The following is a 16,053-nucleotide window of genomic DNA, read 5'->3' on the forward strand; positions in this document are numbered from 1 at the left end:
ACAAAATCAAAAAATCAATTCACAAAATGTTGTTCTAATTTTATACATTTTAGGTATAATTTAGGGTGTAGTAAAAAAGGAGGAGAAAAAGCATGACTATTTACACATTTTTATTGATTATCCATCTTGTTGCGGCTGTTGTAGGGCTTGGGGCTACATTTGGTATGCCAGTATTAATGAGCAATGTAAAAACTGTATCACAAGCTCAGTTTGCTCATAAGGTTTCTAAAGGCATTGAAAAGTTCGCAAAGGTGGGAAGCATCACATTATTACTTACAGGAATTATTATGGCCATCATCAATCCTTATCTTTTTAAAGAAGTTTGGTACATAGCTTCTCTTGTTATTTACATAGCTGTTCAACCAATCACAGCTGGAATTCTCCCTAAAAAAGAAAAGCAACAATTAAAGTCGCTTGAAAACCATGAAGGTGAGGAGTTACCAGAAGAGTATACAAAACTGGCAAAACAGCTCATTCCATTTAATAATGTTTTACATGCATCAGCGGTTATTTTAATTGTTTTAATGACCGTGAAACCATTTTAATCGTTTTTGTTTTCGGCAGGCCTTTTGTGGTCTGTCTTTTTTATGATTCCGTTAAATTCACAATTTTAGAAGATCTATTAAGTATCGAAAAAAGTATTCACTCAGTTTGAAAAACAACAAATGTGGGAAACATGATTACATGTTATCGTGACCGCATACATAGTATAGTATAGACATCAATGATGGCAATTAAAAATTCATCGTAAAGCATTGGTCTTTTCGTTTGACCTTTATTGACCATAGTTGTATGATGGAGATACATAAGATTTACCTATTTCAAAACATGTTTTATGTGTGAAGTTCTAAAGGATTACATATTAAACCTTATACCCTTTAGAACAAACCTAATCTTTCTTAAAATAAAGGAGGAATATGAAATGAATTTAATCCCTACAGTTATTGAACAAACAAACCGTGGTGAGCGTGCTTATGACATTTACTCACGTCTTTTAAAGGACCGTATCATTATGCTTGGAAGCGGCATCGACGATAATGTTGCAAATTCAATTGTATCACAGCTACTGTTTTTAGAAGCTGAAGATCCAGAAAAAGATATCTCAATTTACATCAACAGCCCTGGTGGATCCATCACAGCAGGTATGGCAATCTACGATACAATGCAATTCATTAAACCACAAGTATCAACGATTTGTATTGGTATGGCTGCTTCAATGGGTGCATTCTTACTTGCAGCTGGTGAAAAAGGTAAACGTTATGCTCTTCCAAACAGTGAAGTGATGATTCACCAACCACTTGGTGGCGCACAAGGTCAAGCAACGGAAATTGAAATTGCTGCAAAACGTATCTTATTCTTACGTGACAAATTAAACAGAATTCTTTCTGATCGTACAGGTCAAGATCTAGAGGTTATCGAACGCGATACAGAGCGTGACAACTTCATGACTGCTGATCGTGCGTTAGAATATGGTTTAATTGACAAAGTGTTAGATCGTAATACGTTAAGTAAATAAGATTAGATGAAGTAGGTCCCAATCCGATTTGATAGTGATTGGGGCTTTTTTGTTTTAGATTGAGGGCATATAAGCACTGAGTCACGGAGGTAGGAGATGGAGCTTATGTCTTATGTGATCAGTTGCTCTTTCTTGTAATTGAGTCACATCTTCTCTTTCCTGGTTTAGTCTTGTCCTGATTCTCGTACTATCGAGACATAAGTGCTCTTTCCTACCCTGGGTTTGTCCCGATTGTCGCACTATCGAGACACATCTTCTCTTCCCTATCCTATTTGTGTCCCGATTCTCGCACTATCGAGACACATCTTCTCTTTCCTCCCCTTTGTTTGTCCCGATTCTCGCACTATTGAGACACATCATCTCTTTCCTGCCCGATTTGTGTCCCGATTCCCGCACTATCCAGACACATCTTCTCTTCCCTATCCTATTTGTGTCCCGATTCCCGCACTATCCAGACACATCCTCTCTTCTCTCTCCCATTTGTGTCCCGATTCCATCACTATCGAGACACAATTCCTATTTCCTCCCCTATTCGTGTCCCGATTCCCGCACTATCGAGACACATCTTCTCTTCCCTGCCCGATTTGTGTCCCGATTCCCGCACTATCGAGACACATCTTCTCTTCCCTATCCTATTTGTGTCCCGATTCCTGCACAATCGAGACACACCTTCTCTTCCCTCCACGATTTGTGTCCGATTCCCGCACTATCGAGACACATCTTCCCTTTCCTCCCCTATGATTGTCCCGATTCTCACACTATCGAGACAGTACTCCCACACTTCCCCCAAAAACATAAAAAAAAAGCAGACATTATAATCAATGTCTGCTTCTTCTAACAAATTACCCTTCTTGTTGCACAAACTTCGCTAAAGCTTCAACAGCCTCTTGCTCGTCGTTCCCCTCTGCAATTAAATTAATAACTGCACCAGTGCTAACCGCTAAGCTCATGAGTCCCATAATACTTTTTGCGTTTACTTTTTTGCCGTCTTTTTCTAAAAACACATCAGATGCAAAACGATTTGCTTCTTGAACAAATAATGCAGCTGGACGTGCTTGTAAACCTGTTTTAAGATTTACTTCTACTTGCTTTTCAACCATAGTAATCTCCTCTTCTCTTCTTTAAATTTTTTATTTTTATTTTAGTGAAAACGGTTGACCAGTTCTTAATTGCTCAGCTATTTGATCTAGCTTACGTAGTCGATGATTGATACCCGATTTGCTGATGGTACCACTTGATACCATTTCACCTAGCTCTTTTAACGTGACATCTTGATATTCGACTCTAAGCTTGGCGATTTCCCTTAGTTTATCCGGTAAAGCATCTAAGCCTATTTTATCATCAATAAAGCGAATATTCTCTACCTGTCTGAGTGCGGCACCAATTGTTTTGTTAAGATTGGCTGTTTCACAGTTCACCAGACGATTCACCGAGTTTCTCATGTCTCGAACAATGCGGACATCTTCAAATCGAAGCAGTGCTTGATGGGCACCAATGACATTTAAAAACTCTGTGATTTTTTCTGCTTCTTTTAAATACGTGATAAAGCCTTTTTTACGCTCTAACGTTTTGCTATTCAAATCAAATGTATTCATTAACTCACAAAGAGAATCGTTATGCTCTTTATATAGTGAGAAAATTTCAAGGTGATAGGATGAGGTTTCCGGGTTATTAACGGAGCCTCCAGCAAGAAATGCACCTCTTATATAAGAGCGTTTGCAACATTTCTTTTTCACAAGATCTTCAGAAATTCTATGATAGAAGGTAAATCCTTCATCTAAGATGTCAAGATCTTCTAATATCGACTTGGCTTCTTCAACAAGTCTTACAATATAAACATTGTTTTTCTTCAAACGCATTTTCTTTCGAACAAGAAGCTCAACTGATACTTGATATTGCTTTTTTAACAAAGTATAAATTCTTCTGGCAATCGCTGCATTTTCTGTTTGAATATCTAAAACCAGCATTTTGTTTGAAAATGACAGCGATCCATTCATTCGAATTAAAGCTGATAACTCAGCTCGTAAGCAGCATGGTTTTAGTTCTAGATTCGTTAATTCTTTTTTCGTTTCAGATGCAAATGACAACTCTGCACCCCCATTCTTTACCTGGAACCCGTGTTAGTCTTCTTGAAGAATTCCATATAATAGCTTTGCAACTTTATTTGTGTCATGTCGAATGACACTATTCTCATAACAAACAATATTGTCTGTTATCACTTCAAGACCCAGTGATTTTAACCTTTCAATATCATAATGAACAGGCTTCGCAAGCTCCTCTTCATATAATGACTTTATGTTCTCAGGTATTTCTTCTTCATTTACGAGAATGGTATCAATAAATGATTCATTCATATGCTCATACAATGCTTTCACATGGTCACTTGCAGAATAATTTAGTGTTTCTCCTGCCTGTGTCATCACATTACAGATGTATACCTTTTTCGCTTTTGCTTTGCATACTTCTTCTCCTATTTTCGGTACAAGGAGATTCGGTAAGATACTTGTGTACAAGCTACCTGGACCAATGACAATTAAATCAGCTTCTCTGATCACATCAATTGTTTCAGGAAGAGGCTCAATTTCGGTAGGGCTCAAAAACACCTTTTTAATTCTTTTACCTGAGAAAGGAATTTTTGATTCTCCTGATACAATTGTACCATCTTCCATTTCTGCGTTTAACACAACACTAGAATTAGCAGCTGGTAAAACTTTTCCTCGTACATTTAAGACAGTACTCATTTCTTTAATTGCATGAACAAAATCACCAGTAATGTTCGTCATAGCAGCTAAAATGAGATTCCCTAAGGAATGGCCAATGAGATTATTCCCTTTATTGAAGCGATGTTGAAATAGCTCTTCAACGAGTGGTTCAACATCAGATAAAGCAGCTAATACATTTCGGATATCTCCAGGAGGTGGAATATTTAACTCATTTCGGAGCCTGCCCGAGCTCCCGCCATCATCAGCAACAGTCACAATGGCCGTAATATCAACAGGAAAGTGCTTTAACCCTCTTAATAAAACGGATAACCCTGTACCGCCCCCGATAATCACAACTTTAGGCAAATGTTCTGTCATCCTTAGTGATTCTTTCTCTTCTCAATATCTCGGTGTGAGACTTGAGTATGATAGTCTTGGTGAAAATGCTTTACAAGATATTCAGCGAGTGTTACTGAGCGATGTTGACCTCCTGTACAACCAATCGCAATAACAATTTGACTTTTTCCTTCACGTTTATAATAAGGCAGTATGAATGTGAGCAAATCTATAAGCTTTTCAAGAAACTTTTGTGTTTCATTCCACTTTAACACGTATGAAGAAACCTCTTCCTGCAAGCCCGTTTTTGGCCTCATATGCTCTATATAATGAGGATTTGGTAAGAAACGAACATCAAAGACAAGATCAGCATCGATTGGGATTCCATATTTAAATCCAAATGATGTTACATTCACGGTAAACGTGTGTTGAACACTTGAAGAAAATTGCTTAAGGATTTTTTCACGTAACTCTCTTGGCTTTAAATCTGATGTATCATAGATTAATTGTGCTCTACCCTTCATCTCTTCTAACAGTTCTCGCTCTAAGCCAATCCCTTCTAATGGAAGACCTTTAGAAGCTAACGGATGTGAGCGCCTTGTTTCCTTATATCTTGTGACAAGAGTAGAGTCTTTCGCATCAAGGAATAAAATATGGGGTGTTACCCATGAGTTTTCCGGTAGATCATCAAGTGCTTTAAATAAACTATCGAAAAACTCTCTTCCACGAAGATCCATAACTAATGCGACTTTATTCATTTTAGAGCCTGATTCTTTCATTAACTCCAAAAACTTTGGTAATAGGGTTGGCGGCAAGTTGTCCACACAGAAGTAACCTAAGTCTTCAAAACTTTGAATAGCAACTGTTTTTCCTGCGCCAGACATGCCAGTAATAATTACCATCTGCACATCTTGCTGTAACATCTGTTGCTCGTTTTGCTCGACAGTCATTCCATCTCTCCTCCTCTCATTTCTCCTGCTACATGTAACGTATCATAATTTCATTCATTCTTTGTAAATTTTGTAAGCAAATATGCCGGTTTATTGTGGATCCAAACGATAAGATAGTAGTTCAAAATCTGGAGTATATGTAAAGGTCCCGTAAAGCATTCCTGTACCTTTCATCACATAATCCAGGATGTGGTGGTCTCCAGGTGCCATCGGTAACTCCTGAACCGCTTCTTTATCATGCCATTTAATTGTTCCTTCTTCTGATTCTCCTACATTCGTTCCTTGATAATCAGTCGCTAAGAAGGTAAACATCATCCATTCTGAAACAATATCTTTTCCGTCTTGTATGATGAACGTAAAAATACCTTTTAATTGAGGGTTTTTTATATAGATTCCTGTTTCTTCCCTATATTCACGTGTGACAGTATCCTTTACAGATTCCCCCAGTTCCATTTTCCCACCGGGAGCTACCCACCAACCTCTTCTAGGCTTTTGTAGGAGAAGAACCTTGTTTCCTTCCATTAAGACGCAGTTGGTTACTCTTTGCAAATTCTTCACCTCTATTATTCACATGACATTGGAATTTTTCCTCATTTTATCTCGTACTTTACTTTTGTTTATTATACTATGTTCAAATAATCTATACAACGAACACGATTAGCTTTTCAATTGGTAAAAAAAGAGGAATTTACTATATGTATATACGGATAAGATGGAAATCTGTTTCATTTTTTTAAAAAGAAATAAAAACAGGTTGAAGAACAAAAAAAGGGAGCACGGGAAAGGGCGCCCATGCTCGAAATTAAGTCTATTTATAAAAGGGGGTCAATTACTATTTATATAGTACCTCATAATTGTTTCACTCATGTTACAGGAGAGTTAAAACACAATTACGAAATTGTTAACCGCCATTCGACATTCTTTTACGTTTGAAATAATTATTTACTTACTTTAAGCTTTTCAACAAGTTCTTCTACATAGTGTTGAGCACTTTGAGCCGCAATACTACCGTCACCTGTAGCTGTCACAATTTGACGAAGCATTTTTTCACGGATATCTCCAGCTGCAAAAATTCCCTCAACTCTTGTTTCCATACGGTCATTTGTTTCAATATAGCCCATATCATTCGTAATCCCAAGGCTTTCAAACGGCTTTGATAGTGGAACCATTCCGATATAGATGAACACACCATCTGTTTTGAATTCTTGCTCTTCTCCATTTTGTGTGTTCACTAAGGTCACTTTGCCAACCTTGCCGTCTACATCATGAATTTCTTTTACTGTATGATTCCAGATAAAGTCAATCTTTTCATTATCAAATGCACGTTGCTGAAGAATTTTTTGCGCTCTTAATTCATCACGACGGTGAACAATTGTAACCTTTGAAGCGAATCGAGTTAAATAAACACCCTCTTCTACTGCTGAATCACCGCCACCAACAACAACTAATTCTTTTCCTTTAAAGAAAGCACCATCACAAACTGCGCAATAAGATACGCCACGTCCACCTAATTCTTTTTCTCCAGGAACACCGATTTTCTTGTATTCTGCACCTGTTGCAATAATGATGCTTCTTGTTTTATATTCTTTTTTCCCAGCTTTTACTGTTTTGTATTCTTCACCATCAATAATTTCCTGTATATCACCGTACGCATATTCAGCACCAAATTTTTTTGCATGATCAAACATTTTTGTTGATAATTCAGGTCCTAATATATGATCAAAGCCCGGATAGTTTTCAACTTCCTCTGTATTTGCCATCTGGCCTCCCGGTATTCCACGCTCAATCATTAACGTTGATAAATTCGCACGAGACGTATAAACAGCAGCTGTCATTCCAGCGGGACCTGCTCCTGCAATGATAACGTCATAAATTTTTTCTTCTGACACGTTGTTCACTCCTTAAAATGACCTTTACTTTGATTATCTGCCAATACGAGAAGACACATACACCCTTTTACTACCGTCTTCATCATTTTGCCTTATAGACATCGTATAAAATATAGTGAAATCATGCCATATTTTTGCTCATTTGTGGAGCCCCAAGGGAATGTATTGATTTTCATGAACATGATTCGATACATTCCCAACAAAAAACCCGCCCTCTCTCGGGCAGGTTTTATCATTAAGCTAAAATACTTTTCACAAGCTTTACATACTTTCCTACAGACGAGACCGATGTGCCATACTCAGAAGCAATAACAGTTTGTGTAATTGACTGGTTCGCTTGGCTTCTCCATACATAGTCCAGAGCAGCAGCCCAGCCTTGATAGTTTTTTAGCGAGTAATTTTGTTTATAAGCTTTCATTAAAATACGGAATGAGAACAAAAATAATTCATCATGCTCGGAATGAACGAATAAAGACTCTGCTATTTGATAGAGAGACGAAACCTGATCATATGAATCAAAATGTTTAGATAAAGCTAGTTTGATGAATTCCTTTTCAAGCTGTGATTGTGGGACAGCTGATGATTGATATTCATGTAGTTGATCGAGATTTTTTGTTTGTATGGCCAAGAAAATTGCGTATAGGCGCTCTTCTAGTGTCATATTGCTCACTCGCTGATTTGAATCTGCGTTCAAATTCCACGGCTCTGAGCCTGCTTTATCTTTATTTTCCTTTAATACTCGCTCCCACATTTGCTCAGAGAATGATACATTTCCTGTAAAATAAGCTGCATATGATAGCCAATAGTAGAATACTTCATCACCTTCGTAGCCTTGCTTGTGTAGTGAACGAAGCCATTTGTATGCTAAAGGATAATAGCCAACTAAAGCAAATGTTGCCCCCAATTTATAGCGATGTTCGAATAAAAGCGGGTGTACAGTCGATAGAGTATTTGCAAGCTCCTCAACCTTGTCATCCTGGCGTTCATAATAATAGAATACTAAAAGATTACAATAAGCATGTAAATTGCCTGGATTCCGTTCAAGGACAGTTTGCAGGTACTCTTTGGCTTTTTCCACTTCTCCGACATAAAAATAGGCTAAAGATAAGTTGTTGTGTGCCGACCAAAATTCAGGGTATTCAGCAACAATTTCCTCAAGAAGTAAAATCGCTTCTTCAAACTGACTTGTTTCAAGTAGTGATTTGGCCGCATCCTGTTTTAAAATTAAATCATCAGGATCTTTTAAAAATGGCTCTTCATCATCATCTTCCATCGTTAAAAGATCAATAAGATCTTCATTTTCTTCAGTAAACTCACCATATGGCTCTTTATTTGCATATTCAGTCGCACACTTGTAGGCTTCCTGAAACAGTCCAAGATGTGCGTAATTATTTGCCATTAAATAATGACATTCCGTCATATCCTGATCAAGCTCTTCAAGTATGTGTGAAAGCAATTCATTTGATTGGCTGTATTTCCCCATATCTGTATAGATGGCTGCTAGCTGTGACAGCTTCATTGAGTCATTCGGATCTAACTCAATGCTCTTCTGTAAATATTTACTTGCCTTTTGATAGTTATATTCACGGTAAGCCTTGAGGCCCTTATTATAGTAATATTGTCCATCTTGGAGAAACGGGACAACCTGTGCTCTTTTTTGTTGTTTGCTCAATTGTCTTCCCACTGAGATCCTCCATTTCATTAAATTCCCGTACGTAAGTATACCACAAGATTCTTCATCAAAATAGTAGATATTTCGATGCACATAGAGATATCTCAACAACATGGCTTCATAAAACGTTGGATTTTTCAAAAAGACATATCATTATATGCAGAAGTTAGTGTAATATTCTTTTTGTAACAACATAAAGGCAATCGCCCTTATAAACGATTGCCTTCATCAGCCTATTTTGAAGCATGTCTCTCCTCTAAAACCTTTAACACATCATCTAGAGGTAATTTCTGCTCTCGCAATAAAACCATTAAGTGAAATACCAAATCAGCCACTTCCCATTTCAACTCGTCATGGTCACGGTTTTTAGAAGCAATAATGACTTCCCCTGCTTCTTCTCCAACCTTCTTCAAAATTTTATCTACACCTTCAGTGAATAAGTAAGTTGTATACGAACCTTCTGGAAGCTCACTTTCACGTTCAGCAATTAATTTCTCTAATGTATTTAAAATCTGGAAACGATCTTGTGCTGGTGTTACTTCTTGTTTCTCAATGGTTTCACTAAAGCATGTATATGCACCTGTATGACATGCTGGACCTTGAGGCTGAACAAGAACAAGAATTGCATCTTGATCACAATCATATCTCATTTCAACCACTTTTTGTGTATTCCCAGACGTTGCACCTTTGTGCCAAAGTTCTTGTCTAGAACGGCTGTAAAACCAAGTTTCCTTCGTATCCAACGTTTTTTGTAACGATTCTTCATTCATATAAGCTAGCGTTAACACTTCTTTACTCGCTGCATCTTGTACGATTGCCGGAACCAAGCCATTTTGGTCAAATTTAACGTTCATCGTACATTCACCCCCTGTTGATCTAAATATGCTTTTACTTCTTTAACCGATGTTTCTTTGTAATGAAAAATCGAAGCAGCTAGAGCAGCATCTGCTTTTCCTTCTTGAAAAGCATGTAAAAAGTGCTCAGCATTTCCAGCTCCACCTGACGCAATAACTGGAACAGTGACCGCTTCACTAACCGCTTTATTTAGGGCGATATTAAAGCCGCTTTTTTCTCCATCACTATCCATGCTTGTGAGGAGAATTTCCCCGGCACCACGTTTCACAGCTTCCTTTGCCCAGTCCACAACTTCCCATTCAGTTGCATTTCGGCCACCATGAGTAAACACTCTCCAGCTGCCTAATTCTTCATCATATTTCGCATCAATTGCGACAACGATACACTGAGAGCCAAAGAAGCCAGCTCCCTCTGTAATAAGCTCCGGATTTACTAAAGCCGCTGTGTTTAAGGAAACCTTATCGGCACCTGCACGAAGAATTCTTTTCATATCTTCGAGTGAGTTAATTCCTCCTCCAACTGTAAAAGGAATCGCTAGCTGAGCAGCAACCTGTTCTACAACATCAACCATTGTTTTTCGGCCTTCATGTGAAGCTGAAATGTCCAAAAAAACAAGCTCATCTGCACCTTCTTGGTCATAAAACTTGGCAAGCTCAACTGGGTCACCTGCGTCTCTTAGTCCTAAAAACTGAATTCCTTTTACAACTCGTCCTTCTTTTACATCTAAGCATGGTATGATTCGTTTTGTAATCATGATGTTTTTCCTACCTTTAAAGCATCAGTAAGAGAAAATTGATTTGTGTATAGCGCCTTTCCTACAATCGCTCCCGCAACACCTTCTTGCTGATATTCAGCAAGAGTCTCTAAATCTTTTAATGAGCTTACCCCACCAGAAGCAATTACTTCTTTTCCTGTTGCTTTTGCCATTTCAACGACCGCATCCACATTAGGTCCAGAAAGCATTCCGTCTGTTGCGATATCTGTAAAAATAAACACCTCGGCACCTGCAGCAGCAAGCTCTTTTCCAAGATCTGTTGCTTTCACATTTGATGTATTCAACCAGCCCTCTGTTGACACATAACCATCTTTCGCATCAATACCAATTGCGATTTTTTCTCCATATGTAGCTAGCATTTTTTTCACAAAATCAGGATTAGAAATTGCTGCACTACCTAAAATCACTCGGCCAACTCCGTTTGAAAGGTAGAACTCTACATCTTCCTCCGTACGAATGCCACCACCAATTTGAATTTTAGCTGATAGTTTCGTAGCTGCATCAATGACATGCTGATGGTTTACAAGCTTACCTGCTTTCGCTCCATCTAAATCTACCATATGAATCCAGCTTGCTCCTTGGTCATCAAACGTCTTCGCCATATCAAAAGGAGAGTCACCGTACACCGTTTCCTTGTTATAATCACCTTGAAGCAATCGCACGCATTTGCCGCCGCGCATATCAATTGCCGGATAAATAATAAATTGGCTCATCGTTTTTCTCCCTCCACAATGCTGATGTAATTTTCTAAAATGGCTAATCCCAGTTCACTGCTTTTTTCCGGGTGGAATTGTGTCCCATACACATTATCACGTCCAACAACAGCTGGGACCTCTACCCCATAGCTTGCCGTGGCTAACAATGTATCTTGATCTGCTGCATCCACATAATAAGAATGAACAAAATAAGCATAACCACTGGAAAGACCTGCAAGTAACGGGCTGTCATTTTTCATATTTAAGTTGTTCCAGCCCATATGTGGCACTTTAAGTTGCTCACCGCCTGCTAACTCAGGTATTCTAATAACTTTACCAGGTAAGAAAGCAAGCCCCTTCGCTTCCCCGTTCTCAATACTTTCCTCAAAAAGCAACTGCATCCCCAAGCAAATACCTAACAAAGGTTTGCCTTCTTCTACAACTTTTTGAATAAAGCTTGTTAAGCCTGTTTCGTCTAAAATGGACATTGCATCTTTAAAAGAACCTACTCCAGGTAAAATGTAGCCGTCAGCTTTAGCCAGTTCCTTTTCATCACTTGAAAGAATATAGTCAGCATTCATACGCTCTAACGCTTTACTTACGCTGTATAAATTACCCATTCCATAATCAATAATCGCGATCATGCTTATAACATCCCTTTCGTTGAAGGAAGTACCCCTTCCATACGCGGGTCAATACTTGTTGCCTCATCCAATGCTCTTGCTAATGCTTTAAAAATCGCTTCAATAATGTGGTGTGTATTATGACCGTAGTGAACAATCACATGTAAATTCATGCGTGCCTCAAGAGCCAGCTTCCATAAAAATTCATGAACATTCTCTGTATCGAATGTGCCGACTTTAGGACTTGGCAGTTCAGCGCGAAACTCAAGATGTGGACGGTTACTCAAGTCAACTACAACTTGTGCTAACGCCTCATCCATCGGAACAAATGCATTTCCGTAACGTTTAATGCCACGTTTATCGCCTAATGCCTCACGCAATGCGTTTCCAAGGCAAATGCCGATATCTTCTGTTGTGTGGTGATCGTCGATTTCAACATCTCCATTTGCATTTACCGTTAAATCAAATTGCCCGTGCTTTGTAAAAAGATCAAGCATATGATCCATGAATGGCACATCTGTTTTAAGAGATGATTGACCTGTTCCATCTATATTAAAAGACAGTGAAATTTGCGTTTCTTTCGTTTGACGTTCAATCGATGCTGTTCTTGTCATATTCATTTCTCCTCCTTATTTAAGTCGTTCTTCCATTGCGCGTGCATGTGCTTCTAAACCTTCTAAGCGTGCAAGCTTTGCAACTTTTGAATAGTTATTTAAAAATGCTTTTTCACTATAAGAAATAATGCTGGATTTTTTCATAAAATCATCAACATTTAATGGACTTGAAAAACGTGCCGTACCATTCGTTGGCAACACATGGTTAGGACCTGCGAAATAGTCACCGACTGGCTCAGAGCTATATCTTCCAAGGAAAATGGCTCCAGCGTGACGGATATCATTTAAGCTCCCCAATGGATTTTCCGTTAACACCTCAAGATGCTCAGGAGCTAGCTCATTAACAACCGCAATTGCTGTTTCCAAATCATCCGCAACATAAATGTGACCGTATGCTTCAACAGATGCCTTTGCAATCTCTTTTCTAGGGAGCGTTTCTACTTGCTTTTCCACTTCCGCTTTCACTTCTTCAGCCTGTTTCATTGATGTTGTGACAAGAATACTAGATGAATTTTTATCATGCTCAGCCTGTGACAGGAGATCTGCTGCAATTTCGTTTGGTTTAGCTGTTTCATCTGCTAGTACCACAATTTCACTTGGACCTGCAATCATGTCGATATCAACAATGCCGAACACTTCACGCTTCGCAAGGGCAACAAAAATATTACCAGGACCCATAATCTTATCAACTGCCGCAATCGTTTCCGTTCCATACGCTAACGCAGCAATTGCTTGAGCGCCGCCAACTTTATATATTTCAGAAATGCCAAGCTCCTTCGCCGCAACTAAAACACCTGCCGGTAGTGTTCCTTGCTCATTTGGAGGAGAAGTGATGACTATTCTTTTCACCCCTGCGACTTGGGCCGGAATGACATTCATTAAAACTGAAGATGGATAGGCTGCTGTCCCACCTGGTACATACACACCTACTGCATCTAAAGCTGTAATTTTTTGTCCAAGCATCGTGCCGTTATCATCATAGCTGATCCAAGATTCTCTTTTTTGCTTTTCATGAAATACACGAATATTAGCTGCTGCTTCACGGATAATCTCAACTAATTCTTCATCAAGTGTTTCGTATGCAGCTGTAAATTCCTCTTCGGTTACTTTAAGGTTAGACAAGTTAACGCGATCGAATTTTTCTGTATAAGAAAAAAGAGCTGAATCTCCTTCTTCTCGAACGGTTGCGATAATTGATTGAACAATTTTACGTTGATCTTCTGTTCCCGTATCAATCGTTCTTCTTAGTGATACCTTTTTGTCTGTAATTTGAGTAATCTTCATTCACTTATCCTCCAATTACTTTCGATAAACGTTCCACTAGCTCATCAATCGGTTCATCCTTCATACGATAGCTCACCGGATTTACAATAAGACGTGATGTAATATGGCAAATATGCTCAAGCTCCACTAAGCCATTTTCTTTTAATGTTCGTCCTGTTGAAACGATGTCAACAATTCGGTCAGCCAAGCCAATTAAAGGGGCAAGCTCAATTGAACCATTTAGTTTAATAATTTCAACCTGCTCACCTTGCTCACGGAAATAGCTTGAAGCAACTTTCGGATATTTTGTTGCTACTTTTGGAGCTACATCTGATAGTTTGGCATTCGGAAGACCAGCAACAGCTAAGTAGCATTCGCTAATCTTCAGATCCAGCACCTCATACACGTCACGATCTTCCTCAAGCATAACGTCTTTTCCAGCAATTCCAACGTCAGCCACACCGTGCTCAACATATGTGACAACGTCCATTGGCTTAGCCAAGATAAAGCGAATATTCTCATTTGGAACATCTAAAATTAATTTTCTTGATTCATCAAACTCAGGAGGAAGCTGATAATCTGCTTTACGAAGCATATCTGCTGCCTCTTCAAAAATTCTTCCCTTTGGCATCGCAATCGTTAATAACTGACTCATCCTACAGCTCCTCCTTTCTTGATCCGATAAAATAGCTTACTTCTTCAAATTTCTTCGTATAGGCATCAACATCTTTAATACCTGTGATATCCTGCATCACCACTCGTTTGCCATCTTCACGTAGCTCTGTTGCAAACGAAATCGCTTCAACACGTCGTTCTTGACTATAAATTACACATTGAAGTTTAGCCTCTTCTGTTTCATTAAGTGCTTCAATCAATCGATCAAGGTGAAGACCAAAACCTGTTGCTGGTGCAGCACGATTGAATTTCTCGAATAAGTGGTCATAACGTCCACCATTTCCGATGATAAAACCAACATTGTCAGCGTACACCTCAAATAAAACACCCGTATAATAGCTCATATGACTCACAATATTTAAATCTAGCTTTAAATAGTCTGTAACTTGATATGCTTCAAGCGCATTCCATAATTGAGAAACTTCTTCTAATGAACTTCGTGCTTCTTGAGAGGTAACAAGCTCCTTCGCCTCATCTACCTTCTCGATCCCACCACGTAATTTTAGTAATGTAAATAAACGTTCTTTATCAATTGATGATAATGGCAAGCCCTTCACATGCTCACGATAGCCAACATAATTTTTCTCATAAAGAAAACGTCTTAACACGTCTGCACGTTCTTGATTGCCAAGTACCTCTTTGAATAAGGCGTTAGCATATCCAATATGACCGATTGCAATTTTAAAGTTCTTAAGTCCAGCTTTCTTTAAAACAGAAATCATTAACGCAATGGCTTCAGCATCTGCGCTTGTCGTTCCGTCACCAATTAATTCAACACCCACTTGTTCAAACTCAGCCGGGCGGCCACCTTCGTTCTGCTGTGCACGGAAAACATTTGCAGAGTAAGCAAGGCGCTGCGGATAAAGATTATTAAATAATTTCGATGCAGCCACACGTGCGATTGGTGCTGTCATATCCGGACGCAGCACTAAAGTATGACCTTGTTGATCTAGCAATTTAAAAAGCTGTTGATCTAATATCGCAGACTGTACTCCGACGGTTTCGTAATATTCAAGAGTCGGTGTTTCAATAAATTCAAAACCCCATGCTTCTATCTCATTCGTCATCGCACGACGTGTCTTCTTCTTTACTTCATATAAATTTGGTAATGTATCAACCATTCCAAGCGGTTTTTCAAACATAAACATGTGTGTCTGTACCCCCGTCATTGTTTACTTATCATTAATTTTCAGAATCCTTTACCTCGCTAATATGCTAATATACTACCAAAGTGAAGGAGCTTTTTCAAGGAAATCATGCTTATTTTGGATATAAAAGGCTATTTAATTTCACGCGCTATTCTGACTTCTTTAGTTAAACAAACGTTTAATTAAATGTTAATAGAGTGGTGGTGTGCCTGTGGTGTTGCATATTAATTGGGCCTTTATCTTTATGAAGGTTATTTCTCGTGATTGCTGTACCTGTTTTGGGCTTCATACGCTTATGAAGACCTTTTCTCGTGCTTGCCACTCCCGGTTTGGTCTTCAT

At 38.7% G+C, this 16,053-nt stretch carries 17 protein-coding genes; 2 read left to right on the forward strand and 15 right to left on the reverse strand.

Translation table 11 applies throughout. The features are described 5' to 3' along the window. The first annotated feature begins 92 nt into the window (after positions 1-92). Together COD11_RS15745 and clpP are read left to right on the forward strand one after the other, a co-directional pair. A complete protein-coding gene (locus tag COD11_RS15745; protein ID WP_098797859.1) occupies positions 93-545 on the forward strand; it encodes a DUF2269 family protein in 453 nt (150 codons plus the stop codon). Between the two features lie 377 nt (positions 546-922). Continuing rightward, positions 923-1,516, forward strand: coding sequence for an ATP-dependent Clp endopeptidase proteolytic subunit ClpP (clpP, locus tag COD11_RS15750; RefSeq protein WP_098797860.1), 594 nt, complete (start codon positions 923-925; stop codon positions 1,514-1,516). An 842-nt stretch (positions 1,517-2,358) separates the two neighbouring features. On the opposite strand, the gene COD11_RS15755 is transcribed toward clpP, so the two are convergent. From COD11_RS15755 to COD11_RS15825, 15 genes are all read right to left on the reverse strand, one after another. Continuing rightward, a complete protein-coding gene (locus COD11_RS15755) occupies positions 2,359-2,616 on the reverse strand; it encodes an HPr family phosphocarrier protein (protein WP_098797861.1) in 258 nt (85 codons plus the stop codon). A 36-nt stretch (positions 2,617-2,652) separates the two neighbouring features. Beyond that, positions 2,653-3,603, reverse strand: coding sequence for a DNA-binding protein WhiA (whiA, locus tag COD11_RS15760; RefSeq protein WP_098797862.1), 951 nt, complete (start codon positions 3,601-3,603; stop codon positions 2,653-2,655). A 33-nt stretch (positions 3,604-3,636) separates the two neighbouring features. Next, a complete protein-coding gene (locus COD11_RS15765) occupies positions 3,637-4,596 on the reverse strand; it encodes a gluconeogenesis factor YvcK family protein (protein WP_098797863.1) in 960 nt (319 codons plus the stop codon). Between the two features lie 2 nt (positions 4,597-4,598). After that, positions 4,599-5,477 carry an RNase adapter RapZ gene (rapZ, locus tag COD11_RS15770; RefSeq protein ID WP_098797874.1) on the reverse strand — a complete coding sequence of 293 codons (879 nt, stop codon included), beginning with the start codon at positions 5,475-5,477 and terminating at the stop codon, positions 4,599-4,601. A 117-nt stretch (positions 5,478-5,594) separates the two neighbouring features. Further along, positions 5,595-6,062 carry an 8-oxo-dGTP diphosphatase gene (locus COD11_RS15775; RefSeq protein ID WP_098797864.1) on the reverse strand — a complete coding sequence of 156 codons (468 nt, stop codon included), beginning with the start codon at positions 6,060-6,062 and terminating at the stop codon, positions 5,595-5,597. 380 nt (positions 6,063-6,442) lie between these two features. Continuing rightward, the gene (gene trxB / locus COD11_RS15780) at positions 6,443-7,393 is read right to left on the reverse strand and encodes a thioredoxin-disulfide reductase (RefSeq protein ID WP_098797865.1); all 951 of its coding nucleotides are present in this window, start codon (positions 7,391-7,393) and stop codon (positions 6,443-6,445) included. 235 nt (positions 7,394-7,628) lie between these two features. Further along, positions 7,629-9,077 (reverse strand): tetratricopeptide repeat protein, encoded by a 1,449-nt coding sequence (locus tag COD11_RS15785; protein ID WP_176551108.1) that lies wholly within the window; start codon positions 9,075-9,077, stop codon positions 7,629-7,631. Positions 9,078-9,298: 221 nt separating this feature from the next. Next, a complete protein-coding gene (gene hisIE, locus COD11_RS15790; RefSeq protein WP_098797867.1) occupies positions 9,299-9,919 on the reverse strand; it encodes a bifunctional phosphoribosyl-AMP cyclohydrolase/phosphoribosyl-ATP diphosphatase HisIE in 621 nt (206 codons plus the stop codon). Beyond that, complete coding sequence (gene hisF, locus COD11_RS15795; protein WP_098797868.1) at positions 9,916-10,674, reverse strand: imidazole glycerol phosphate synthase subunit HisF; 759 nt, start codon at positions 10,672-10,674, stop codon at positions 9,916-9,918. Before hisF ends, hisIE begins: the two co-directional genes overlap by 4 nt. Then, entirely contained in the window at positions 10,671-11,408 is a 738-nt protein-coding gene (gene hisA / locus COD11_RS15800) for a 1-(5-phosphoribosyl)-5-[(5-phosphoribosylamino)methylideneamino]imidazole-4-carboxamide isomerase (RefSeq protein ID WP_098797869.1), read from the reverse strand. The genes hisF and hisA overlap by 4 nt, the downstream gene beginning before the upstream one ends. Further along, positions 11,405-12,040 carry an imidazole glycerol phosphate synthase subunit HisH gene (gene hisH / locus COD11_RS15805; RefSeq protein WP_176551109.1) on the reverse strand — a complete coding sequence of 212 codons (636 nt, stop codon included), beginning with the start codon at positions 12,038-12,040 and terminating at the stop codon, positions 11,405-11,407. The genes hisA and hisH overlap by 4 nt, the downstream gene beginning before the upstream one ends. Further along, positions 12,037-12,627: an imidazoleglycerol-phosphate dehydratase HisB gene (gene hisB / locus COD11_RS15810; protein ID WP_098797871.1), complete on the reverse strand. Its 591-nt coding sequence runs from the start codon at positions 12,625-12,627 to the stop codon at positions 12,037-12,039. The genes hisH and hisB overlap by 4 nt, the downstream gene beginning before the upstream one ends. A 15-nt stretch (positions 12,628-12,642) precedes the next feature. Continuing rightward, positions 12,643-13,911, reverse strand: a complete 1,269-nt coding sequence (gene hisD, locus COD11_RS15815; protein ID WP_098797872.1) for a histidinol dehydrogenase — start codon at positions 13,909-13,911, stop codon at positions 12,643-12,645. Between the two features lie 4 nt (positions 13,912-13,915). After that, positions 13,916-14,545, reverse strand: a complete 630-nt coding sequence (gene hisG / locus COD11_RS15820) for an ATP phosphoribosyltransferase (RefSeq protein ID WP_098797873.1) — start codon at positions 14,543-14,545, stop codon at positions 13,916-13,918. A 1-nt stretch (position 14,546) separates the two neighbouring features. Further along, positions 14,547-15,713: an ATP phosphoribosyltransferase regulatory subunit gene (locus tag COD11_RS15825; protein ID WP_442920001.1), complete on the reverse strand. Its 1,167-nt coding sequence runs from the start codon at positions 15,711-15,713 to the stop codon at positions 14,547-14,549. Positions 15,714-16,053 lie beyond the last annotated feature (340 nt).

It is taken from the genome of Bacillus sp. AFS040349 (genome assembly GCF_002577655.1).
Lineage (GTDB): Bacteria > Bacillota > Bacilli > Bacillales > Bacillaceae > Metabacillus.

Excerpts from the sequence above, each read along its gene's own strand:
- COD11_RS15745 (WP_098797859.1), top strand. The coding sequence starts at position 93 with ATGACTATTTACACATTTTTATTGATTATCCATCTTGTTGCGGCTGTT.
- clpP (WP_098797860.1), top strand. The coding sequence starts at position 923 with ATGAATTTAATCCCTACAGTTATTGAACAAACAAACCGTGGTGAGCGT.
- COD11_RS15755 (WP_098797861.1), bottom strand. The coding sequence starts at position 2,616 with ATGGTTGAAAAGCAAGTAGAAGTAAATCTTAAAACAGGTTTACAAGCA.
- COD11_RS15765 (WP_098797863.1), bottom strand. The coding sequence starts at position 4,596 with ATGACAGAACATTTGCCTAAAGTTGTGATTATCGGGGGCGGTACAGGG.
- rapZ (WP_098797874.1), bottom strand. The coding sequence starts at position 5,477 with ATGTTACAGCAAGATGTGCAGATGGTAATTATTACTGGCATGTCTGGC.
- hisIE (WP_098797867.1), bottom strand. The coding sequence starts at position 9,919 with ATGAACGTTAAATTTGACCAAAATGGCTTGGTTCCGGCAATCGTACAA.
- hisF (WP_098797868.1), bottom strand. The coding sequence starts at position 10,674 with ATGATTACAAAACGAATCATACCATGCTTAGATGTAAAAGAAGGACGA.
- hisA (WP_098797869.1), bottom strand. The coding sequence starts at position 11,408 with ATGAGCCAATTTATTATTTATCCGGCAATTGATATGCGCGGCGGCAAA.
- hisB (WP_098797871.1), bottom strand. The coding sequence starts at position 12,627 with ATGACAAGAACAGCATCGATTGAACGTCAAACGAAAGAAACGCAAATT.
- hisD (WP_098797872.1), bottom strand. The coding sequence starts at position 13,911 with ATGAAGATTACTCAAATTACAGACAAAAAGGTATCACTAAGAAGAACG.
- hisG (WP_098797873.1), bottom strand. The coding sequence starts at position 14,545 with ATGAGTCAGTTATTAACGATTGCGATGCCAAAGGGAAGAATTTTTGAA.
- COD11_RS15825 (WP_442920001.1), bottom strand. The coding sequence starts at position 15,713 with ATGTTTATGTTTGAAAAACCGCTTGGAATGGTTGATACATTACCAAAT.